16 protein-coding genes and 4 pseudogenes are annotated in these 22285 nt (G+C 55.8%); 13 read left to right on the top strand and 7 right to left on the bottom strand.

What is annotated here, in order from left to right; translation table 11 throughout:
* Nucleotides 1–59 precede the first annotated feature (59 nt).
* The gene (locus OSC10802_RS0112390) at nucleotides 60–827 is read left to right on the top strand and encodes a glycosyltransferase (RefSeq protein ID WP_017717088.1); all 768 of its coding nucleotides are present in this window, start codon (nucleotides 60–62) and stop codon (nucleotides 825–827) included.
* 183 nt (nucleotides 828–1010) lie between these two features.
* Here OSC10802_RS0112390 and OSC10802_RS39930 read toward each other — a convergent pair whose 3' ends face one another.
* Entirely contained in the window at nucleotides 1011–1541 is a 531-nt protein-coding gene (locus OSC10802_RS39930; protein ID WP_044170914.1) for a hypothetical protein, read from the bottom strand.
* A gap of 202 nt (nucleotides 1542–1743) precedes the next feature.
* On the opposite strand from OSC10802_RS39930, the gene OSC10802_RS0112380 reads away from it, so the two are divergent.
* The 4 genes from OSC10802_RS0112380 to OSC10802_RS49635 all read left to right on the top strand — a co-directional run bounded on the left by OSC10802_RS0112380 (nucleotide 1744) and on the right by OSC10802_RS49635 (nucleotide 5137).
* A complete protein-coding gene (locus OSC10802_RS0112380) occupies nucleotides 1744–2037 on the top strand; it encodes a 2TM domain-containing protein (protein ID WP_017717086.1) in 294 nt (97 codons plus the stop codon).
* 63 nt (nucleotides 2038–2100) lie between these two features.
* Nucleotides 2101–2331 (top strand): hypothetical protein, encoded by a 231-nt coding sequence (locus OSC10802_RS0112375; RefSeq protein WP_017717085.1) that lies wholly within the window; start codon nucleotides 2101–2103, stop codon nucleotides 2329–2331.
* Complete coding sequence (locus OSC10802_RS0112370; protein WP_017717084.1) at nucleotides 2315–4477, top strand: CHASE2 domain-containing protein; 2163 nt, start codon at nucleotides 2315–2317, stop codon at nucleotides 4475–4477. The genes OSC10802_RS0112375 and OSC10802_RS0112370 overlap by 17 nt, the downstream gene beginning before the upstream one ends.
* A 441-nt stretch (nucleotides 4478–4918) precedes the next feature.
* Nucleotides 4919–5137, top strand: a complete 219-nt coding sequence (locus OSC10802_RS49635; RefSeq protein WP_155967645.1) for a hypothetical protein — start codon at nucleotides 4919–4921, stop codon at nucleotides 5135–5137.
* Between the two features lie 55 nt (nucleotides 5138–5192).
* On the opposite strand, the gene nadB is transcribed toward OSC10802_RS49635, so the two are convergent.
* The 4 genes from nadB to OSC10802_RS0112350 all read right to left on the bottom strand — a co-directional run bounded on the left by nadB (nucleotide 5193) and on the right by OSC10802_RS0112350 (nucleotide 10023).
* Entirely contained in the window at nucleotides 5193–6908 is a 1716-nt protein-coding gene (gene nadB, locus OSC10802_RS0112365) for an L-aspartate oxidase (RefSeq protein ID WP_017717083.1), read from the bottom strand.
* A gap of 396 nt (nucleotides 6909–7304) precedes the next feature.
* Complete coding sequence (gene psbU / locus OSC10802_RS0112360) at nucleotides 7305–7733, bottom strand: photosystem II complex extrinsic protein PsbU (RefSeq protein WP_017717082.1); 429 nt, start codon at nucleotides 7731–7733, stop codon at nucleotides 7305–7307.
* Between the two features lie 107 nt (nucleotides 7734–7840).
* The gene (locus tag OSC10802_RS0112355; RefSeq protein WP_017717081.1) at nucleotides 7841–8827 is read right to left on the bottom strand and encodes an adenylate/guanylate cyclase domain-containing protein; all 987 of its coding nucleotides are present in this window, start codon (nucleotides 8825–8827) and stop codon (nucleotides 7841–7843) included.
* Between the two features lie 467 nt (nucleotides 8828–9294).
* On the bottom strand, nucleotides 9295–10023 hold the full coding sequence (locus OSC10802_RS0112350) for a DUF3120 domain-containing protein (RefSeq protein ID WP_017717080.1): 729 nt from the start codon (nucleotides 10021–10023) through the stop codon (nucleotides 9295–9297).
* A gap of 162 nt (nucleotides 10024–10185) precedes the next feature.
* On the opposite strand from OSC10802_RS0112350, the gene OSC10802_RS0112345 reads away from it, so the two are divergent.
* From OSC10802_RS0112345 to OSC10802_RS0112335, 3 genes are all read left to right on the top strand, one after another.
* Nucleotides 10186–11178 (top strand): undecaprenyl-diphosphate phosphatase, encoded by a 993-nt coding sequence (locus OSC10802_RS0112345; protein ID WP_017717079.1) that lies wholly within the window; start codon nucleotides 10186–10188, stop codon nucleotides 11176–11178.
* Between the two features lie 200 nt (nucleotides 11179–11378).
* On the top strand, nucleotides 11379–12710 hold the full coding sequence (locus OSC10802_RS0112340; protein WP_017717078.1) for a TIGR03279 family radical SAM protein: 1332 nt from the start codon (nucleotides 11379–11381) through the stop codon (nucleotides 12708–12710).
* A gap of 156 nt (nucleotides 12711–12866) precedes the next feature.
* Nucleotides 12867–13124: a DUF4926 domain-containing protein gene (locus OSC10802_RS0112335; protein WP_017717077.1), complete on the top strand. Its 258-nt coding sequence runs from the start codon at nucleotides 12867–12869 to the stop codon at nucleotides 13122–13124.
* Nucleotides 13125–13456: 332 nt separating this feature from the next.
* On the opposite strand, the gene OSC10802_RS39925 is transcribed toward OSC10802_RS0112335, so the two are convergent.
* Nucleotides 13457–16699, bottom strand: a complete 3243-nt coding sequence (locus OSC10802_RS39925) for an efflux RND transporter permease subunit (protein WP_017717076.1) — start codon at nucleotides 16697–16699, stop codon at nucleotides 13457–13459.
* Nucleotides 16700–16978: 279 nt separating this feature from the next.
* Here OSC10802_RS39925 and OSC10802_RS54320 point away from each other — a divergent pair, with 279 nt between their 5' ends.
* Nucleotides 16979–18859, top strand: coding sequence for a sensor histidine kinase (locus tag OSC10802_RS54320; RefSeq protein WP_017717075.1), 1881 nt, complete (start codon nucleotides 16979–16981; stop codon nucleotides 18857–18859).
* A 352-nt stretch (nucleotides 18860–19211) separates the two neighbouring features.
* On the opposite strand, the gene OSC10802_RS0112320 is transcribed toward OSC10802_RS54320, so the two are convergent.
* The gene (locus OSC10802_RS0112320) at nucleotides 19212–20546 is read right to left on the bottom strand and encodes an efflux RND transporter periplasmic adaptor subunit (protein ID WP_017717074.1); all 1335 of its coding nucleotides are present in this window, start codon (nucleotides 20544–20546) and stop codon (nucleotides 19212–19214) included.
* A gap of 218 nt (nucleotides 20547–20764) precedes the next feature.
* Here OSC10802_RS0112320 and OSC10802_RS39920 point away from each other — a divergent pair.
* From OSC10802_RS39920 to OSC10802_RS54315, 4 pseudogenes are all read left to right on the top strand, one after another.
* Nucleotides 20765–21034: pseudogene (locus tag OSC10802_RS39920) on the top strand (PadR family transcriptional regulator); the annotation flags it as partial.
* Between the two features lie 75 nt (nucleotides 21035–21109).
* Nucleotides 21110–21721 (top strand): annotated as a pseudogene (locus tag OSC10802_RS39915) (IS607 family transposase).
* Nucleotides 21717–21761 (top strand): annotated as a pseudogene (locus OSC10802_RS56425) (hypothetical protein); the annotation flags it as partial. The pseudogenes OSC10802_RS39915 and OSC10802_RS56425, both read left to right, overlap by 5 nt.
* A gap of 93 nt (nucleotides 21762–21854) precedes the next feature.
* Nucleotides 21855–22285: pseudogene (locus OSC10802_RS54315) on the top strand (RNA-guided endonuclease TnpB family protein); the annotation flags it as partial.

The raw sequence follows: 22285 nt of genomic DNA, 5'->3' as shown, positions 1-22285 counted from the left end.
CCTGCATTGTATTAATAATACATCCCAATTTTCTCAGTTTAAAACCTCTCTCACACCCCATGACAGCCACAATTTCCCTAATTATGACCGTCTACAATCGAGAGCGCTATTTGGGCGCTGCGATAGAAAGTGTTTTGGCGCAGACGAGAAAAGATTTCGAGCTTCTGGTGTGGGATGACGGCTCCACCGACAGTTCTTTAGATATCGCCGGCAATTATGCTAAACTAGACGAGCGGGTGAAAGTAATTGCTGCCCCTCATCAAGGGCGAGCACCGACTCTCAAAGCGGCTCATGCGATGTGTTCTGGAACTCACACCGGCTGTGCCGATAGCGACGATTTACTATCCCCAACAGCACTGGAAGAAACTGCCGGTTTTCTGGATGCCAACCCAAAAGTGGGACTCGTCTACACCGATTATCTGGTCATTGATGCGCTTGGCAATGTCAAAGGCATCGGACAGCGCAGCCAAATTCCCTACTCCAAAAACCGGCTGCTGATTGACTTCATGACCTTCCACTTCCGATTGATGCGGGCGGATGCTTACCTGGCTGCCGGTGGGATTGACCCCTCAATGGAACTCGCGGAAGATTATGATTTGTGCTTGCGACTTTCAGAGATAATTCAAATTAGGCACCTCAATAAAGCCCTCTATTATTATCGCATACATGACGAGAATCTGACCCGCCGGCAAATTGATTTAATTCACTGGTCGGCTGTGGCGAGCCGGCGGGCCATAGAGCGTCGCGGACTTGCTGAACAGTATGAACTGGATGTGCAGATTATTGGCCGGTTTTCCTTGCGGCGGAAAGGCAATGCGCCAGATTGAGCCGGTGAAATACTCGTCAATCCAACCGGCTCGCTGTACGCCCGACGCTCCCGAAGCCCCAGACGCGACAGAGCTCGCCTGCGGCCTTTCACATTGGGCGGGCCAAGATGGAAGTTATCGAACTGTCCAGCAATTCTTGTACACGCCCTGAATTTACCGGCACCGTCCAATCGCCGGCACAGATCAGCGAGTTTTTGGCGAGCAATACTGTTTGAGGACATGCTGGCCCAAGCGGACGATCTTTTCTGGCCCTTCCATCATCAGCAAGTAATGGCCCTGTCGCAGGTGATGCCGGTAGATGCCAGCGGTGCTGCCCTCACCCAAAAAGCCGAATAGGGCTCCCACGACAGCCCCACAGAAGCCGCCAACGGTGCCGGCGGCTGGAATCAATAGCAGCAAGCTGAGAGTGACTGGCACCTTGAATGCCAAATTCAACACCGTAAAAGAAACGACTCCCATCGCCAACCCCAGAGCGCCAGCCAGCATGGCCAAGCGGCGGGCGTTGCGGAGTGCAATTTGCACCGGCTGCAATAGCCCCACCCCTTCAGGAGAGCTGTAGCCCTGACCGACAATCGCCAAATGCTCGGGGGAAATTCCGTGATATTGCAGCAGGCGATAGGCTTGGAACGCAGAGGCTTCATCGGGGAGTGCGATGATGGCCAGGTAATTGTGGCGCTTTGGGGAAGCGTTGCCCAGGAAGTGCTCAGCAGTCACAAAACTCGTCTGTAAACGCAGATTATTAGGGTCTTTTTGAATTCTAACGCTAGTCCCTGCCCCGATGAGGGGGTCTAACAACAAGTTAATCTTATCGGTGGCATCAGTGGCATCAGGTTGCCCCGCCGAACCGCCCCACCGGCAAGAGCTATACAATTGAAGTCACCGCACAATCCAAGCCCACCCTACTCAAAGGTTCTCTATGCCCCCTCGTTGGCCCCGCAAACCCGACCGCCGCGACCCAGACTACCGCCGGTTGGACGACCGGATGAATTTTGCCCTGCATGTGGCCATTTTTGCCGCTAGCAATTCTAGCCTGTGGTTTTTCCGGAACTTGCAGCCGGCCCCCTGGATATGGACTGCTTGGGTAACAGGCACCTGGGCGCTGCTTTTGCTAGCTCACGGAATTTACATTTTTGCGGTCGCCGACTATTCCAACCCGGCGTCCGAATCCCCCGATCCTGAGGATTCGCCAACCCCCTCCCCACCGCGCTGACGGCCATCAGCAACTCCTGAAAGTCTGTCGGAAAAATACCAGAGGAGCTAAAAAAAACCGGGAATGTATGGCAAAGAGTGGGCTGTAGTTTCCCACAACCACACACCCGGTTTGTTGTTCAAAGTCAAAAGTTTCAGTGCCGGCTTGCCAGCCAAAGCCGGTGCGAGTCGCGCCTCAGCACTAGCTGCGGGAGTTTCGCTTTGGCACAACCGCCAGCGACAGGCAACTCGCCTCACAACTGGGGTGTCATCTGAACTACTGCAGGAGAATCTCAACCATGATCGCGCAGCCTGACAGACACCCCAAACAAACCATATGGGCTTCCCTCAAGCAACAAATATGGCTGGGGCGCAGAGTCCTGCTCACATCGGCCAGTATTGCCACCGGCGTCCTGATCCTGCGTTTTGCCGGTCTGTTGCAGCCGGTGGAGCTAGCCGCCTTGGATCAGTGCTTTCGCTTTCGCCCCCTAGAACCCCGTGACGAGCGAGTGGTGATTGTCGGGATTGATGAGGGGGACTTGCAGGAGCTGGGGCTGCCGGTGCCGGATGCCGTCTTGGCCAAGCTGCTGCAGAAGCTGCAAGCGCTCAAGCCACGCGCCATCGGTCTGGACATTTACCGATTTCGGCCCGTTGAGCCCGGAGCTGCCGAATTAAAGAAGACGCTAGCGGCCATGCCAAATGTAGTGGCCATTGAAAAAATTCCCTCTCAAGATGACACCGGCATTCCACCTCTGCCAGCGTTGAGTCCGACTAATAAAGTTGGTTTCAGCAACCTGATCTCTGACTCAGATGGCAAAATTCGCCGCAGCGTTCTCTACTGGCATGTTGACGGGAAAGCCCACAAAAGTTTGGCGCTGCAACTGGCTTTAATGTATCTGGAACCACAAGGCATTCCTCTTAAATATGACACAGGAAATTCCCATCTTTGGCGGCTGGGTCGCGGCGAATTTCGCATTTTTGAGCGCAATGATGGCGCTTACGTCCGGGAGGATGATGGCGGCTACCAGGTTTTGGTGAACTATCGCGGGCCGGCTGGCAGCTTTCGCACGGTGTCACTCTCCGATGTTCTTTCCAACCGGGTGCCGGAATCAGTTTTTCGCGACCGGGTGGTGCTGATCGGCTCAACGGCAGAAAGCCTGAAAGATTTATTCTACACCCCCTACAGCGCTCCGGCTCGCACCTATGGCGTCGAAGTGCACGCTCATTTCGTCAGCCAGCTGCTCAGCGCTGCCCTAGATGGGCGAACTTTTATCAATGTCTGGCCAGATCCAGTGGAAGGTTTGTGGGTTTTTCTCTGGTCTTGGACTGGTGCGGCGCTCAGCTGGAGGGTGCGCTCTACAAAATGGCTAGCCCTGAGTATGGCCCTAGCGGGGGTGACGCTGACCGGCACCTGTACGCTGTTGTTTGCCGCCGGCTGGTGGGTGCCCTTCGTGCCGCCGGTGCTGGCGCTTTTCGGCTCTGCAGTGGCGGTCACTGGCTATTTCGCCCACCTGGAACAGGAATTGAAAAAATCTAAAGAATTTTTGTCTACGGTCATCAACACCATTCCCGACCCCATTTTTGTCAAAAATCAGCAGCGCCGCTGGATTGTTTTAAATCAAGCTTTTTGCCAATTGATCGGTCGCCCCTGCAACGAGTTAATAGAAAAATCAGAACCTGACTTTTTCAACCCGCAGGAAGCCGAAGTCTTTTTGCTTCAAGATGACTTGGTATTTAACAGCAATCAAGCCTCTGAAAATGAAGAAAAATTTACTGACGCCCGGGGGAAAACTTATCTGATTGCCACCAAAAGATCGCTCCACAAAGATGCCGCCGGCAATCTCTTCTTGGTCGGAGTCATCCGAGATATCACGGAGCGCAAGCGGATGGAAGAAGATTTAAAGCGCACCGCAGCTGAGCTAGCCCGTTCCAACGAAGAATTAAAAGTTTCAGAGGATCGCTTGCGCCATCTGGCTTATCACGATCCCCTCACCGGCTTGCCCAATCGCAAACTGTTCTGCGAACGCCTGAGTCAGGCTCTGGAATGGGCCCGCAGCAACAGCCGGCTCGTCGCCCTCCTGTTCCTGGATCTCGATGGCTTTAAGGGCGTCAATGACACCCTCGGACACGAGATGGGCGACTCGCTGCTCAAAGCCGTCGCCGGGAGGCTCACCGGCTGCTTGCGAGCGAGCGATACCGTGTCTCGCCTCGGCGGTGACGAGTTTACCGTCATCCTGCCTGCTATCCCGGGAATGCCGGATGCGGCTAAAGTTGCTGACAAAATTCTCGACACCCTCTCCCAAAAGTATCTCATAGACGGACACGCCGTCTCGGTGTCCTGCAGTATTGGCATCGCTCTGTACCCACTCCACGGCGAAGACGCCGATACTTTGATTAATGCGGCGGATGCTGCCATGTACCGCGCTAAGCAACAGGGCAAAAACCAATATGAATTTTCGTAAATAACAGCCCGGCTCGCCCCACTCAAATGCTGTGCCGGTCAGCAAAACTACTGAGGGGGCGGCGCTCAGGCTTTACATTTATTAATATTGCCTCTTATTTTGAATAAAAGCCGGGCCTGCGGCGGCGAGAGCCGGTGGGCATGATTAAGTTGAAGATCGCCCTTACCAGAAACCAGGTTTCGTCAAGAAACCTGGTTTCTTTGCGTTCCGCTCAGCCGGCTTGCCTGAGATTGCCTCGCCCCTCTCCCTTTTCTAAACAAAGATGACGGGTTAAGCCTCCATTGTGTATTTTTGTAAATTAAAGTAGATTTGCGTGAATGTACGGTTTCGGCAGATTTTCTGCAGGCAAGTCCGTGAATTCACTGATATAATGAACCTCTGAGGGGAGCGTCTAAGTGAAAGGTGTTTTGAGGCCAAGGGTGTTATGGGGTCAAAAGAGTTATGGGTACTTTACTTAAGGTAGCGAGTATAGCAGCGCTGGCGGTTGGGGTGAACCTCAGCGCATCGGGAATAGCGTCCGCCACAACTCTAAGCAGCCGGTCGGGGGACATCGCATTCAACCGGCCTTCTTTAGGGCCAACCACGATTTACGAGGAAGAACCGCCACCCAAGAAGCCACCGACCGGTGGGGATGGCGGATCTGGGGGAACCGCAACTTAAGAAGACACAGCGGTGGCAACCGGCAGCACCAGAGAATTGCCACGCAGTCAGAGCGTTAAGTGAGGGCGGGCTGCGATTGAATGAGCGCGTGAGACTTCCACCAGTTGCTGTCTTGCACCAGAGTGTGCGCTAGCCAGCGGGGGTCTGGGTCAGGGAAGTCCGCACGGTAGTGTCCGCCGCGACTTTCGGTGCGAAACGCCGCACTTTTGAGAATTAAATACGCCACATCCAGTAAATTCCGGGTTTCTCCCCAGCACCTCAACACAGTGCCGGCATCGGGTAGCGCGAACTTGACCGGCTCGCTGGGTTGCAAAGAAAGCAAACACTCACTCAAAGGCAGCACCGCAAATTCAGCTTGCCAGCATTCCACCTTAGCGAGCGCTGCTTCTAGGGCTGGCTGTTCGCGACAGATGCCGGCACTCTGCCAAACCAAGCGGGGCAACTCTTGCCGCATTGCTTCGATTTTTGCGAGCTGAGCGAGCCCGTCAGCGACAGGAAGTTGAGAGGCGTCTGGCTTCAGGGGATAGTGTCCCGACGCGGGCTCAGAAAGTTCCAGGTGAGCGAGCTGAGCGCCAAAAACAATACATTCCAGCAGAGAATTGCTCGCCAGACGATTGGCCCCGTGGACGCCGGTGCTGGCGGTTTCCCCGACTGCGTACAAACCCGGAATAGACGTCTGGTTCATCAAATCCGTCACAATACCGCCCATCCAGTAGTGGGCTGCCGGTGCGACCGGCACGGGAGAGGAGAACACATCAATCCCCCAGCGCTGGCAGACCTGAATAATATTAGGAAAGCGGTGGCGAATGCGCGACTCTGGAATGGGTCGCAAATCCAGCCAGACATTGGCTGCAGCTGGGTCAAGACCGGTGCGCTGGAAATGGCGGAAGATAGCGCGGCTGACCACATCTCTAGGGGCGAGTTCGCCGGCAGGGTGGTCGTCAAAGGCAAACCGCCGCCCCCGGTCGTCCACCAAGTGGGCACCTTCTCCCCGAACCGCCTCGCTGATCAGAAATCGGGGCGCGCCGGCTTTGGTGAGGGCGGTGGGGTGAAACTGGACAAATTCCAAGTCGCGCAACACGGCACCGGCACGCCACGCCATCGCCACGCCATCGCCGGTGCTGACGGCGGGATTGGTGGTCTGGGCGAAAACCTGGCCGCCCCCGCCGGTGGCCAGCACCACCGCACGGGCCCGCACCCAGCTGATTTGACCCTGATAAACTAAACACACCCCCTGACAGCGCTGCGTTTGGGGGTCTATCCAAAGACTGAGGGCAAACGCTTGCTGTATGGCCTGGATATTTTTCCGGCTGAGGACTTGAGCGGTGAGCGTGCTGACGATCGTGCGCCCGGTGGTGTCTGCGGCGTGCAGAACGCGCCGGCGGGAGTGGGCGGCTTCTAGGGTTAGGGCCAGGGTGTCCCCGTGCCGGTCGAAACCCACCCCCAGCCGCACCAGAGACTGGACGCACTGAGGCGCAAGCTCTGCCAGAAATTTGACGGCCTCGAAGTCGCACAAGCCGGCACCGGCTTTCAGGGTATCTTCGATGTGGAGTAATGGGGAATCTTCGGGCCCGACGGCAGCCGCCAGACCGCCTTGCGCCCAGTCACTGGCGGACAGGGGCAGGGTGTCTTTGGTAATCAAGCCGACCTGGTAGCGCTCTGGAAGGCAAAGCGCCGCATACAAGCCCGCCGCGCCGGTGCCTACCACCAGGACATCAAACTGGCCGTTCAGGTTAGGTTCGGGTGAGGAATCAGCTGTGGAAGGATTCACCAATTAAAAATTGCCCTCGTCGGTTGAGCCACTGTGGCTTTATGTTACCTTACTTGACTTTGGGCGGCACGAGCCGGCGGCAGAGTTTCCCCACTTCCCAGCCCCTACTGCCCCGGCTATTTTTTAGTGCTGCGGACCAGGAGGGCAGGCGTCCCGCCTGCCCTACGTCTATAACTCGTCGGACAGGCGTTCCCTCCAGCGAGCGTGTCCATTACTGATCTGTCTATTGCACTATCACAAAAAAATCAAACTGTCAAGCTACAAAATGAAGAAACCCGGTTTCTTAGAGAAACCGGGTTTCTTGCAGACGGAGTTTGTGCGGACGCGACATGTCGCGTCCCTAAAACAAACGATTGCTAGCGGGAGGTGGCCTTCGTGTGGGCCGGCGACCGCTGCTTAGTACAGACCGTTGTTGATCCGGTCGTCGCCTTCGTTTAAGGCTGATTCCACCTCAGTCACGGTGAAGTTTTCCAGGTTGGCTTGCAGGACTTGTTTTTGGCGCTCGGTCAGTTTGGGAATATTTAGCACGTCCTCGACCTTTTCGTAGGGAGCATTGTCAACAATTTTGCCAGCTAGGGTTGGGTACAGCCCGCGATATTTGCGAAATGCCCGCACGTTGGTATTGTTGAGGTCGAGCTTTTTGCCATACTCGGTGTTTAGCTTCTCGTCCACCACATTGCGGATGGGTGCCTCTGCCAAAACCGACTGTTGGGCCAGCGCAATACCGCTCAGACCGGCAGCGTATGCGTTCTGGGGCAGCCCCAGCCACCCGGTGCAGCCAGCCAGCAGGCACAGGACTGTCAGCAAACGAAACAGTCGTCTCATGATTTAATTTCTCCCTAACTCACACACAGCATTTATATATTAGAGAGATTACCAAATTTGTTTACAAATCTAGAACTCGGGCGTATCTCGCTCTCAGGTGGCTGGCGCTACGGGCCTTGGGGGAGGGCTGGCAAAAACCGGTCCAAACCGGCAAAGGTGCCGGCATAGGTGAGTGCCGGCTTGTCATAGCCTTTGAGATGGACCGTATATTGCTGGAACGGGGTTGAGCGAAGTCCCAGGGCTGCCACATACTGGTAGGTTGTTTCGCCCATTGCGATGTCCGCGCCAATTTCTTTGGTGGAAGATTCCAGGCGAAAGGCGGCGTTGACGGTATCCCCCAAGGCGGTATAGTCAGGGCGGTCGCCGCTGCCGGTGTTGCCCACCATCGCATAGCCCGTATTGACACCGGCCCCGATGCGCAAGGGAAAGGGCAGGGGATAGCGAGCGCTGAGATCATCTGTGACGTGGTGCAGGGCGCTGAGCGTCTGCAAAATCTGAATCACCTCCGGATTGCTAACCTTTTGGCTGCTGTGGAACCAAACGGCCATCACCGCATCCCCAATATACTTATCAACCCAAGAGCCGCGATCTCGCAAGATTTGCCCAGACCGGCGGAACCAGGTGCCAATCACCTCAGAGAGTACCTGTTCGTCCATCTGGCGAGTCAGAACCGTGAAGTTGCGGATGTCAACCACCATCACAGAGATCAGCCGGCGTTCCAGCAGGGTTGCTGTTACCGCGTCATCTTCGTCCAGATCCGCCGAGTTGCCGGCGGTTTTGCGGGACTGATAGTAGAACTGTAACTCTGTCTGGCCAAAGGTCAGGCGGTCGCCATTCTTTAAAGTCAGGGGAATGCTCACCCGTCGCCCGTTGACAAATGTTCCATTGCGGCTTCCCAAATCGATGATATAGAACTCTCCGTTGTCCATGCGCTGCAACATGGCGTGGGTGCGGGAGATCCACCGGTCGGTCAGCACGAAATGGCTGTCTTCACTTCGACCGACAGTCCAGCAGTTACCGCTAGCTAAAGGCAGATAGCGAGTCCCAGTTTCGAGCTGCAGTACCAGATGAGGAGTGGGTTGAAAATTCACCACAGGCGGGGGCTACCGACTTTATGTCGTTTGCTAACTCGAGTTGTTCGAGTAGATCGTAGCTTTGCTAAGCCTGCAATAGATGCTTTTGGCGGCGGGATGCCCTGGAGTCGGCTAGTAGCAGACTGTGGGCTCAACCCCACCCCCCAACTTTCGGGGGCAGGCACACCGGCAACCGTCACTCCCCCCCAAATTCCAGCAGCGAGGGGATTTCACCTGAAGCTCGCCAGCCCCCTAAGCGCTGTCTGTTCGGTTTACCGCATCAGGAATTACGGGAAACCGAAACAAAAGTGCAATTTCAGGCACACCGGCAACCGTCACTCCCCCCCAAATTCCAGCAGCGAGGGGATTTCACCTGAAGCTCGCCAGCCCCCCAAGCGCTGTCTGTTCGGTTTACCGCATCAGGAATTACGGGAAACCGGGAAAAAGTTGAAATCATCCTTTTTCTGTGCAACGCCCTGGAGTCACTCTCACAGAGCACAGGCGGCAATCCAGAACAAGCCATCCACCAAAATGGTGCTCAAGACGGCTCCGCCGAATGCCCACCAGTGCAGCTGCTTGGATTTTAGGGGAACAAGACCGGCACTCAGGAGAACGGCGAGCAGCACTGCCGCCCAGCTGATGCCCCAGGGGGTTCCCACTAGCCTTGTGGCGCTCTGAAACACCGGCAGCGCCAGGGCTGGGTCAACTTCCATAATTTTGCGCCAGTGCGGGATCAGATCCACGAGGTAAAAATACAGGTCGGTGATCGCGGTGCCGAACAGAGAACCGATATAAAACCAGGCTCCCACTTGCCACCGGCGGCGCATGGCGCACCACAGGGCCACCGGCAGGCAGATGGCCTCCACCGGCAGGTGCAGCACCGGCTCAATGCGCAGCCAGCCCCAGTATATCGATCCCGCAAGCCAGCTGCCGGTGAACCCCAGCAATAAATCCCCCCACACTTGGGTCTTGGAGCGCGATTGCAGCCAGAAGCTCAGCCACACCCAGCCTGCGGTGAGGGCTAAACTCAGCCAGGGCAGCTGCCGCACCAGGGGCGCTTGGAAAAACACCGGCACGGAAACCAGGAACACAGACGCCGCTAAAACTAACCTGCGCTGGCTCCATCTCAGGAAGCTCAAAACAAAGCTGAGAGAGGGGCTTGCCGGCGGGAGCGGGGTGGCGGTGGAGGTGAGAGGGGACAAAATAGGGTTAAACAAGGGGTTCTTTAAGATTCTTAACTTAACTTCATCTTATTTAAGATATCACAGCCAATATCCCCCTAGGGGGCATTTTGGGAGTGATTAAATTGTAACGGATAGGATATCGCTCTAGCGAACGTCTAGTTCAGTTGCGCTCAAAAAATAGGACAGGGCAAGTTCATGGGTTTATCACGCGGTCAATTTTTCACGGTTTTGGGTGCCGGTGCTGCCGGTGCGGTGCTCGCCTCCCCCTTGAAGGGGCTGGGCACCCAGCTGGCACCGGCAGTGGCGCAAGCGGTGGGGGCGGCACCGGAATCAGCTGCCGGTGCGGCCCATATAAATATCTTTCAGGCGTTCGTTTTAGGCATCGTGCAAGGGCTGACAGAGTTTTTGCCGATCAGCAGTACGGCGCATTTAAAGGTGGTGCCGGTGGTGCTGCGCTGGGGCGATCCGGGTGTGGCCTTCACAGCGGTGATCCAGCTGGGCAGCATTGCGGCGGTACTGTGGTATTTCTGGGCGGATCTGACTCAGGTGGTGACCGGCGCGCTGGGGGCGGTGCAGCGGCGCGACTACGAGGACAAAAACTTCCGCATTGCCCTGGGTATTGGTTTGGGAACCTTGCCGATTCTCACCGGCGGGTTGCTAATCAAGCTGCTGGTTAAAGATTTTGACAAGTCCCCCCTGCGCAGTCTGGCGGCGATCGCCTGCGCTTCCATTGTCATGTCCTTGCTGTTGGGCGTTGCAGAGCGTATTGGCCAGCGCAAGCGCGACTACAGCCAGCTGGATCTGAAAGATGGCGTCTGGATGGGTTTGGCGCAAGCAATGGCACTCATCCCTGGCGTCTCTCGCTCTGGCTCAACCCTAACTGCAGGGCTGTTCATCGGGCTGGAACGGGCTGCAGCGGCGCGGTTTTCCTTTTTGCTGGGGATACCGGCGATTACTCTGGCGGGGCTAGTCGAGCTCAAGAGTGTGGTCAGTGAGGGGTTTGCCGGTGTCGGTGCTGTGGAGCTCGTGGTGGGTGTGATTTCAGCGGCGGTGTTTTCTTACCTTTCGATTGCGTGGCTGCTGCGCTTCCTGCAAACTCAGAGCACTTGGGTGTTTATTTGGTATCGCTTGGCGTTTGGGGTGGCGATTCTGGCTGCGATTGCCGGTGGGGTGCTGCAAAATAGCTGATGTCTTTAAGAAGGAACCGCCCCCGTGAAGGAGCGCCAAGAGTAAGCTTCTTGGCGTCCTTGGCGGTTTAAGCTGTTAGGCTTTTAACCTGCTTTTCCGTGGAAATGAGGCAGAGCCTCCAGATTGCGTTCCCAGCCTGAGGCTGGGAACGAGAGAACGAGAGACTTGTTGCTGGTTGAGAAGAGAAAGAAGTAATTGGTATGAGTGAAACTTCAATTCGTCCTGCCGTAATCACTAAGGTGCTGCCCAACTCGATTGCAGCGGAAATTGGGTTTGAACCGGGCGACCGGCTTGTGGCGATAAATGGTGAGCGCCCCCGGGACTTGATCGACTACAAATTCTTGTGCGCTGATGAGATTTTAGCACTAGAAGTGTTGGATGTCAAGGGAAAAAGGCACCAGGTGGAAATTGAGAAAGATTTCGATGAGGATTTGGGGCTGGAGTTTGAAACGGCGCTGTTCGATGGGTTGATGCAGTGCAATAATCGCTGCCCTTTCTGCTTTATCGACCAGCAGCCGCCGGGAAAGCGGGAAAGTCTCTATTTGAAGGATGATGACTACCGGCTCAGTTTTCTTTATGGCAGCTATTTGACGCTGACGAATTTGACTGAGAAGGAATGGGATAGAATTGAGAGGATGCGGCTGTCTCCGCTGTATGTGTCGGTGCACGCGACTGAGCCTGAGGTGCGGGTTCGCTTGCTGAAGAATTTGCGTGCGGGTCAGATTTTGGAGCAGCTGAAGTGGTTTAAAAAGCGGCGGCTGCAAGTTCACGCGCAGGTGGTTGTCTGTCCGGGGATTAATGATGGGGAGCATTTGGAGAGGACGTTGCTAGATTTGGCGAAGTTTCACACGGGAAAGGTGCCGGCTGTGGCGTCGGTGGCGTTGGTGCCTGCCGGTCTGACGCGGTTTAGGCCGGCAGGGGATGAGCTGGTGCCGGTGTCTCCGGAAAAGGCGCGGGAAGTGATTGCGCAAGTGAGAGATTTGCAAGAGAAGTTTCGCCGGGAGATGAAGTCGAATTGCGCTTGGCTGGCGGATGAGTGGTTTTTGATTGCCGGTCAGGAGTTGCCGGCGGAATCTGAGTATGAGGATTATCCCCAGATTGGCAATGGGGTGGGTTCGATTCGGCTGTTTCTCAAAGAGTTTGAGGGGGCGGCTGAGCGGTTATTGCCACCGGCTGTTTCTCCGCCGCGCCGGCTGACTTGGGTGGTGGGGAATGCGGTTGAGAAAGCGTTTGGGCCGATTTTGTGCCGGTTGAATCAGGTGGGAGGTTTGGAGGTGAAGATGGCGGCTTTTCCCAGCCGGTACTGGGGGCAAAGTATTACTGTTACCGGCTTGCTGACTGGGGAGGATTTGCTGTATAATTTGGAGGGGAAAGATTTGGGGGATGGGATTCTGCTGCCTTCGGTGATGCTGAAGCATGGGGAGGCGAGATTTTTGGATGATATGACGGTGGCGGAAGTTGCGGGGAAATTGGGGGTGAGGATTGTGCCGGTGAGTGGGGTGGAAGAGTTGATTGAGCGGTGTGTGGGGTAGGACAGGACAGGGGAGAGGACAGGCGAGAGGACAGGCGAGACGCCTGTCCTACGTCGGGATGGGGGAGATGCCGGTCCTACGTCTTCCTTCCTCGTTCCCAGTGGCACCTGATAGTGATGAGGCCAGATTGGTGACGCTATATGTACGGAGGCGACGATGAATGATCCAGAACTGTTCGATGTGATAGAATTGCTAGCGGACTTGCCTGAACATAACCTGCGTTCAGGAGTTCAAGGGGCGATCGTGGAGTGTTACCCCGACAGTACCTGGGAGGTGGAGTTTAGCAATCAAGAGGGAGAAACTTTAGCGCTCTGCCGGCTATCGTCAGAGCAATTTATTGTCGTCTGGAAGGCGAAAACCAAAACTTGGCTGTCAGTATCGGAGAAGATCTCGGCTACGATCGCTCATCTCTGAGTCGGAGCGCCGGCGGGAAGTGCTGGACTTTGCCCGGTTCTTATATCAGCGCTAGTTGCTGGTTTAGCTGGGAAGCGCCGGCTCTTTTGTCAGCCACAGGAGAAACGCCAGGAGTTCAAGAGGCAAAATTGAGGCGGGTAAGGAGGAAAAGACGTAGGACAGGCGTCCCGCCTGTCCCTTCCCAGGCAAAAAAAGGAGGCAGAGCCTCCCTGTGTGCGTTCCCAGGCTCCGCCTGGGAACGAGAAGAAAAAGACGTAGGACAGGCGTCTCGCCTGTCCCTTATCCCCCCTCGCCGCAAGCGGGGAGGGGGTTGGGGGGTGGGGTTCCTCTCCCTATTTCTTCCCGACAGGAATCTCAGGAATATCAGGAGAAATCTCAGGAGAAATATCAGAAATATCAGGAGAGACAGCCACCGGCACGTCCAACTTCTTGATGTGTAAAACCCCAAAAAAGTCGTGCAGCAAAGTGTACAGACAGGGAATAATAAACAGCGTCAGAAATGTCGCCAGAGACAGCCCGGAAAACACAACAACTCCCAGGGGTTGCAGAAATTCCGAACCTTCCCCCATTCCCAGCGCCAGCGGGAACAGCCCCAGCACCGTGGTGATGGTTGTCATCATAATCGGGCGCAAACGCTGGGGCGCGGCTTTCAAAATCGCCACGCGCCGGTTCACGCCTTCCCGATCGCGGATCTGATTGGCTAATTCCACCATGATAATGGCGTTGTTGACCACAATCCCCACCAGCAGCACGGCACCCACGAGCACCGTAGCGCCGATGGCTGTCTGAGTGACATAAAGCCCGACAATCCCACCGGCAAGTGCCAGCGGAACCGTGAACATAATCACCAGCGGGTCAATCAGGGAATTGTACTGCACCGCCATCACAACAAACACCAAGAAAGCCGCCAAACCTCCCAAAACTTTCAGAGAATTCTGCAACTCTTCATTCGTCTGGCGCGTTGAGCTGGGCACCACGGCAACCCCTTCGGGCAATTCCACACCGGCAAGCACTTTATCCACTTGCGCCAGCGCATCACTCAGACTCGCTCCCTTGTTCAAACTGCCGGCAATCAAGAAACTGTTGCGCTGGTTAATTCGCTGAATTTCCCCCGGCGCTTGCCCTTCCTTAATTTGCGCAACATCGCTCAAACGAATTTGCCGGCTGCCATTGACAAACAGAGGAATTTGTGCTAGCTGAGAAGCGCGGCGCACCGACTCCTGAGCGAGCTGCACCCGCACGTCCACCAAGCGCTCGCCCCGCTGCAGCTGAGTCGGCACAGAACCCTGAATTGCGGTCTGAATCGTATCGCCAACCTCTTGCACCGTCAGCCCAAAGGACGCCAGACGCTCCCATTCCGGATGAATTTGCACTTCTGGCTGCCGGTCATCCGCATCGGGGCGGAAACGCACCAGCGTTACTTGTTCGTCGAGCGCCGCCAAAACCTGACGCCCCGCCTGACGCAATTTTTCCTCCTCATCCCCCTCCAGGATAATATCAACATCAGCCCCCCGCACCGGCGAATTCGTCAGGATAATCCCGCGCACCTGACCGGGATTGAGACGCAAGCGAATGCCCGCCAAATTCAGCTTGTCCAACTCCTTGGTAACCCGCTCCACAAAATCCTGAACGTTAGTTCCCGGCTTCAGGGTAATTGTGCTAGAAGCCCGCAGGGCGTTGGCATTGGTGTTGCTGCCGAATAAGAACCCCCCAGCCGTGGTGAAAACATACTCCGTTTCAGGCTGCTTGACGAGAATCTCATCAACAATTTTCATCAGTTTGCGGTTGGTTTCTAGCGGCGTTCCGGGAGGGAACTGCGCGACTAGATTGGCTTGGCCGGTGTTGATGCGGGGCAGGATTTCCTGAGGGATCTGACCGGCAAGCTGCAAGCTGCCGCCGCCGAACACCAAAAAGGCGACCGCCAAGACGATCAGCCGCCAGCGCAAGACGCCCGCCAAAATGCCGGTGTAGCCCCATGTAGCTGCTTCAAAAGAGCGGTTAAACCACTGCAGCGGCCAAAATTTGCTCAGCCGGCTCGACCAGCGAATGGCAAGCAGGCGCGAGGCGAGCGCCGGCACCACCGTCACCGCCACAAGGATTGAAGCCGCCACAGCAAAACTGATCGTGAGAATTAGCTCCTTAAACAGCAGCGAGAAAAAGCCACCAATTAGCAGGAACGGCAGCACCGCCACCAAGTTAGTGCTGGTGGAGGCAACCAGAGCGGATTCCACTTCCCGACAGCTGCGTTCTGCCCGATCGAGCAGCTCTTTTGGGCTCAAGTTGGTGACAGCATCTTTACCCGGAGTCATGCCAACGCCTTCCGCAATTGTTTCCAGCATGACGATAGAATTATCCACCACAATCCCCACGCCCAGAGCCAGACCGCCCAAGCTGAAAACGTTGATGGACAGGCCAAACAGCCCCATGAGAATCACCGCCGCCAGGGTGGCGAGGGGGATGGAAATGACGATAACCAAAGTTTGGCGCAGGGAGCCGAGGAAAAGGAGAACAGCGATCGCCGCCAGCAGGGTTCCCATCAGCCCGGAACTGGTGACATTGGCGATAGAATTGCTGATGAAGCGCGACTCATCTGAGGTCGAAACTAGCTGCATCTCTTCTGGAATCAAGCCTGACTCCTGCAGCTCCTTGAGGCGTTTTTTCACCCCTTCCACAACGACTATCGTGTTAGCGTCGGGCTGCTTCTGGATGCTGACTTTTACAGCCTGCTCTCCGTTGAGAGAGACGAAAATCCGCTGGTCTTCTGTGCCGTCAATCACTTCGGCAAAGTCTCGCAGGTAGACGCGCCGGCTGGAGGTTGAAGAGCCGGCATCAAAAGACAGGTTGCTAATCTCACCGGCATCTTTAAACCTGCCCACAGTGCGGGTGAGCGGTTCCGAACTTTCCCCCTGAATGCGCCCGCCAGAAATATCCTGGTTGCGCTCCCTGAGAGCGTCGAGAACATCCCGCAAACCGACACCTAAAGCTTGCTGCCGGTCGAGATCGAGCAAAACCCTGACTTCTTCTCTCACCCCGCCGGCAACATCAACTCCCGCCACGCCGGTAACCACCCCCAATTCTCGCGACAGTTCCTGATCGGCAAACACCCGCAAATCCACATCCCGCAATCCGGGGGAGGTGAGGGCAAATTCGTAGACCGGCAGCTGGGAGGGGTCAAATTTAAACAGGCGCGGCTGTTCAATAGTATCTGGGAGCCGGCTGCGGGCGCGGTTAAAGGAAGCGGTGGCGTCGTTGAGCGCTTGCTCAATATTGCCCCCCGGCTGGAAAAACAAATCTAAACTGATTTGTCCCTCGCGGGTTTGGGAGAAAATCTGCACCACTCCCTCTGTGGCGGAAAAGGCTTCTTCCAGGGGTTTGGTAATTTCCTCCACCGCCACTTCAGGGGAGACGCCAGGGGCGCTGAGGCGCACCCCAATCCGGGGGTAGGTGATGGACGGCAATAAATCCACCTGCAGCTGGGAGAGGAAGAAAATCCCCACCAGCACCACCGTCAGGGTGAGCATGAGGGTGCCGATGTGCTGGCGGATGGCAGTTGCGCTGACGCTAAATCCTGACATTCTTCTTTTTCATCTCTAATTGATAATTGATAATCAATAATTGTACCTCTTCCCAGAGCCATTCGCCATTAGGGATTAGCGCCCGTGCCGGTGGGAGCCGGCACTGGGACTGTGGGATTATTTAGCCATTGCGATTCCGATTCAGCAGCCGCAACAGTAGCGCCGGCAGGAGTTTTCTCCGCCTAGTCGCGGCGAGTGCGCTGTTTGGCAGACAGTCCTGAGTAGCAAGCCGGCGCTATGCTAAGAAAAGATTCCACTCTCTCTAAAAAATTGCGGTAAATGTTAAAATACAGGCAGCGCCCCCATCAGCTACGGTGGCAGCCGCGCAACATAGCTGTACTCTTTATTCTAGCCGGCACGACGCTGGCAGTGGGCGCTCTCGCCCTGGCTAGCTATCAGGTAGTGCGGGAGCTGATCCTGCAACAGCTGAGGGAAAAGGCTCTGCTAGAAGTCCAGCAAGGCATCAATGAAATCGACCGGTGGCTAGCCACGCGCAAAGCTGAGGTGGAAACTCTCGCCAACACGCCGGTTGTGGGTTCGCTTGACTGGGAAGTTTCTGGCCCTTATCTGAAGTCAGAAGTGGAGCGGCTCAACGAATACCACCATTTCACTTTCGCTTATTCTGACGGCTCGTATTACAATACTAAAGTGGGTTACGCTCAGGGGAAAAATCTTGCAGACCGGCTTTGGTTTCAAAGGGCAATGGCAGGAGAGGTTTACGTTTCAGATCCCCTGATTAGCCGCTCCACCGGCATTGTCCAGGTGCTCGTCGCTGCCCCTATTGGCGAGCGCTCCCAGCCGCAAGCCGTGCTGGGGGGTGCTATCAAAATAGATCGGCTAGATCGGGTGGTGAGCCGGCTCCATCAAGGGCCAAACAGTTATGCCTTCGCCCTCAATTCTGAAGGTCGGGCAATTGTCCATCCTGACCCCAAATTGAGGGGAACCGTAGAAAAACCCGCGCCCAGTTTGCTGGAAATCTCAGACTCCAACCTAGCGGCGATCTCCCGGCGGATGGTGAGCCAGCAGCAAGCCATTGAATTAACGCAACTGGATGGCAACTGGTACTATGTTGCCTTCGCCCCCCTGCAAGAAGCGCACTGGTCAGTTGGTTTGGCGATCCCTCGCGAGAATCTCGAATCCCAGCTTCTGGCGCTGAATGTACTCGCCTCAGTTTTGGGCGGCTTGCTGGCAATTGCTATTCTTGGGGCGTGGCGTCAGGTGCGGTTGCTGGAAAAATCTCAAGAACAGGTCAAACTCCTCGCCAAACAAGCTGCAGAACTCAACCAAGCCCTAGCCCAACTGAAACAAACCCAGGCGCAGCTGGTTCAGAGCGAGAAAATGTCTGGTTTGGGGCAAATGGTGGCGGGTATCGCTCACGAAATTAACAACCCCGTGAATTTCATTTATGGCAACTTGCCCCACGTTACTGAATATTTGCGGGAGTTAATGCAGCTCCTGACCTTATACCAAGCTGCCCTGCCGGCTTTACCGCCAGAAATTGCCGGCTTTGAACAGGACATAGACTTTGAGTTTGTCCAGCAAGATTTGCCCAGCACGCTCGCCTCTATGAAGGTGGGAGCAGAGCGCATCCGCCAGATTGTCCTGTCGCTGCGCAATTTTTCCCGGCTGGATGAGGCGGAGAAAAAAGAAGTTGACCTGCACGAAGGCATCGACAGCACTCTGCTGCTGCTGCACCACCGGCTTAAGGACAAAATTCAGGTACTCAAGCACTACGGCAATCTGCCTCTGGTGGAGTGCTACCCCAGCCAAATGAATCAGGTTTTTATGAACCTGATCAGCAATGCTATTGATGCTGTCAGCGATGCCCCCCAACCGGAAAAGCTGATTGAAATTACAACCGGCATGGTTGAAACGGCGGGCAATTTGCTGGTGCGCATTGGCGTGCGCGATAGCGGACCGGGGGTGCCGGTGGAGATTCAATCAAAAATTTTTGATCCGTTTTTTACCACCAAACCGATTGGCAAAGGCACGGGTTTGGGGCTGGCCATTTGCTATCAGATTGTGGTGCAGGTGCATCAGGGTCGCATTTGGATGGAAAGCCGGCCAAAAAAGGGAACCGAGTTTATCATTGAATTTCCCGCACGCCCATCCCAAGCTTCTCTCTCCGCACCGTCCGGGCCGCACTTATCACTCTTTTAAAGCGCCGAATTGCGTCTTGCCGCCGGCTACATGTTCACTGAATAATTAAGCATAAATATTTTAACATAACTCGGCAAAATTTTTACAGGGTGCGCCGAAGCGCAACAAGTTTTACGGCAGAAGACTCGCGGCGAGAAAGCAGGATCTCAGTACGCATCAGAAACCCGGTTTCTCTCGTTTCTCTCGTTCCCAGCCTCAGGCTGGGAACGCCATCTGGAGGCTCTGCCTCCTTGCAAGGGAAAAGCAAATTAAAAGCCTAACAGCTTAGGAACAGGGACAGGCGAGACGCCTGTCCTACGTCCGTGCCCTAAGTGGTTACTGCTATAATCCCTGGCAGTGCCGGCACCCCGAACTACTTTTCCGACAGAATACTTAACTTAACGGCGTCGCCGTCTTTCAGGGGTTTGCCGGCGCGGGCGACGAATCGCTCTCCCGCACTCAATCCCGACAGGATTTCCACTTGCCCATTGGCGCGTTCGCCAAGCTGGACGCTGCGAGCGGAAACCTTGACTTCCTTGCCCTCGCCACTGACGACAAATACAACCCCCTCACTGCTCCTTTGCTCTCCCGCACCCCTGCCCTTGAGCTCCCCTGCGCCTTTGCTCCCCTGTCCCCCAGCGCCGCCCCTGCCCCGTCCGCCGGCTTCCAGCGCCGCCACCGGCACGAGCACGCGCTCAGCTTGCCTTGACTGAAAGCTGGCGCGCGCCAGCAACCCGCTGCCAATTTTGCCGCTGCTGTTGGAAATAGTGACTTCCACCGGCACTCGGCGAGCTTGCGGATCGGCGGCGGGGGAAATGCGCGTCACCTCGCCGGTGAAGCTTTCTTGCGGATAGGCGTCTAATTTGACTCGCACCCTTTGCCCAACCCGAATATTGCTCAGTTCCAATTCCGAGACATCGGCGGCGACTTTCACCTGACTGAAATCGCCGATTTTCAGGATTTCGCTCCCAGGCTGCACGAGATTGCCCGGTTCTGTGACGCGCTGCAGCACGCTGCCGGAGATCGGGGAGGTTAAAACCGAATAGGAAAGCCGCTCTCGCACTTGGGCGAGGATGGCTTGCTGAGCGGCGACGCGCCCCTGCGCTGCTGCGACGGCTTGCTGCTGCGTGGCAACTTGGGTTTGGGCGGAGCGCAGAGCCTGCTCAGCTGTCCGCGCCGCTGTCCGCTCCTGTTCCGCAGCTTGGGCGGAAACCGCTCCTTCTTTATAGAGCTGTTCGAGCCGGTTGGCGTCTGCTTGCGCTTGCTGCAGTTGCAGTCGCGCCTCTTCGACTTGGGTGCGAGCGTTGCTGACTTCTGCCTCAGCACGCGCCACCTCGGACTTGCGGGCGGCGAGTTCCGCTTCCGCCCCGACTACCGCACTCATCTGCAGGGCGTCGTCCAGTCGGGCGAGGACTTGGCCTTTCTGTACGGTGTCCCCCACATCGGCGTTGAGTTCCAGCAGCTTGCCCTCGACTTGGGGGCGCAGGGAGACTTCTCGCACCGGGAGGGTGGTGCCGGTGGACTCCAGGGGCTCGCTCAGGGTGCCGGTGCGGGCGATGGCCACATCCACCGGCGTTGCGCCGGCGGGCCTTTCCGCCCTGGGGGCGCGGGTTTGGGCGTCAGCGGCTTCCTTGGGCAGCCAGCCGCAACCAGAGGCTGCTACCAGCAAGCCGGCGAACGCTACTAGGCGGCAAATCCTTAGAGTCATGACTGGAGGGGGGGTTCTACCAATTGGGGTGGATTGGTCATCGGTCATCGGTCGCGGGTCCCGACGCTGGCGGAGCCGCTTCGGTGAACTGACATAGCCTGTCCCGCTTGGCGCTCTCTCTTTAAATTCTATGACGGTTTATTAATTTTAATAAAATTTTTTTAAAGTTTTGTCAAATTGCGCCTATCGTATTTATATAGTATATCAGTATGATATAAATGCTAGAGCTATCCGCACTGGGCCTATTGCAGCGCGAATCCCTGCACGGCTACCGGCTGAAGCAGCAGCTGGAACTGTTTGTGAGCGGCTGCATAAGCGTAAATTACGGAGCGATTTATCCGCTGCTGAAGCGCTTGCAAGAGCGGGGCGAGATTGTGGCGGTGGGGGAGGAGGAGTCAGAAAGCGGCCCCAGCCGCAAAATCTACAGCATCACCGCCAAAGGACGGGCGTGCTGGCGGCAAAAAATGCTGGAGCATCCGCGAGAGAGCAAAATTTAATCGCATAATTACTGGGCAAAGCGGAATAATGTTATATAATAGGGGCAGAGTTCGAGGACAGTCCTATTGAGGAAATATGTCAAACCCAAAGAAGCGGCGGAAATACTTGGAGTGCACGAGCTCTCCCTGCGCCGGTGGGAGGAAGATGGGCGGATTGAAGCCATCAGAACTCCATCCCGACAGCGCCGCTACGACATGGAATCCTATGTTGCCAAATCTGGCGGGGACAGGAGAAAAATCGTTGCCTGCGCCAGAGTTAGCGGTCGAGCCGGGCAGCCCGACCTCAACAGGCTTTTCCCAGCCCTCAGCACCCTCTACCCGCAAGCCGAAATGCTCCTGCGGAGCCGCTAGGCTAACGTCTCGGAAATCGGTGGCGGGCTCAACTTCAAGCGAAAAAAGCTGCAAGCCCTACTGGAACAAATTCTGTCAGGAAATGTCCGACTGGTTGTCGTTGGCCACAAAGACAGGCTGGAGAGAAGAGGCTTTGACCTGTTTCGATGGCTCTGCGAGTAAAACGGGTGCAAGCTCGTGGTTCTCAACGAAACAAGTCTCAGTCGGAACCGCGAAATGGTTAAGGATATCCTCACCATCCTCCACTGTTACCGCTTCGCGGAAGCAAGCTACAGCTTCAGGCTTTACGGACTCCGAAAGTACAAAGCTCAGGTCAAGGAAGATTAGGATTTACCCAAGCTCCGAACTTAATAAAACCTGGAGGAAATGGCTTGCAGCTTGCCGGTACTGTTACAACCAGGCCATTGCCTTGCAGCGAAGTGGCAAGCATCTTGGTAAGCTAAAGCTGCGTAATGAAATCATGCAGGGAGACTTGCCCCAGTGGGTGAAAGAAACACCGTGCCACATCCGGCAGAATGCAGTCTTTGACGCTCACTTTGCTTTTGGCGCAAGTCGAGACGCTAAGTTTAGAAGCTGCCGAAATACCTCTCAGGCCATTAAGTTCAATGACAGCAACTTCTCTCAGGGAACTTGGTATCCAAGGCTAACAAAAGGACTGTCATTTACATCTGCGGAACCCATCCCCAGCACTTGCGACCAGGGAACACATTTGATTTTTTCTAAGGGGCGATGGTTTGCTGTTTTCCCCAAGCCCGCGCAAATTAGTCCCACCGAAGCTGATGGGATAATTGCGTTAGACCCGGGTGTGAGAACTTTCCTGACAGGTTTTGACGGACGCAAATTCTTAGAGTTTGGCAATGGGGATATTGGGCGCATTACCCGCCTGTGTCA

The sequence above is a fragment of the Kamptonema formosum PCC 10802 genome (assembly GCF_000332335.1).
GTDB lineage: Bacteria > Cyanobacteriota > Cyanobacteriia > Cyanobacteriales > Oscillatoriaceae > Oscillatoria.
This window is presented reverse-complemented; position numbering and strand designations above follow the sequence as displayed.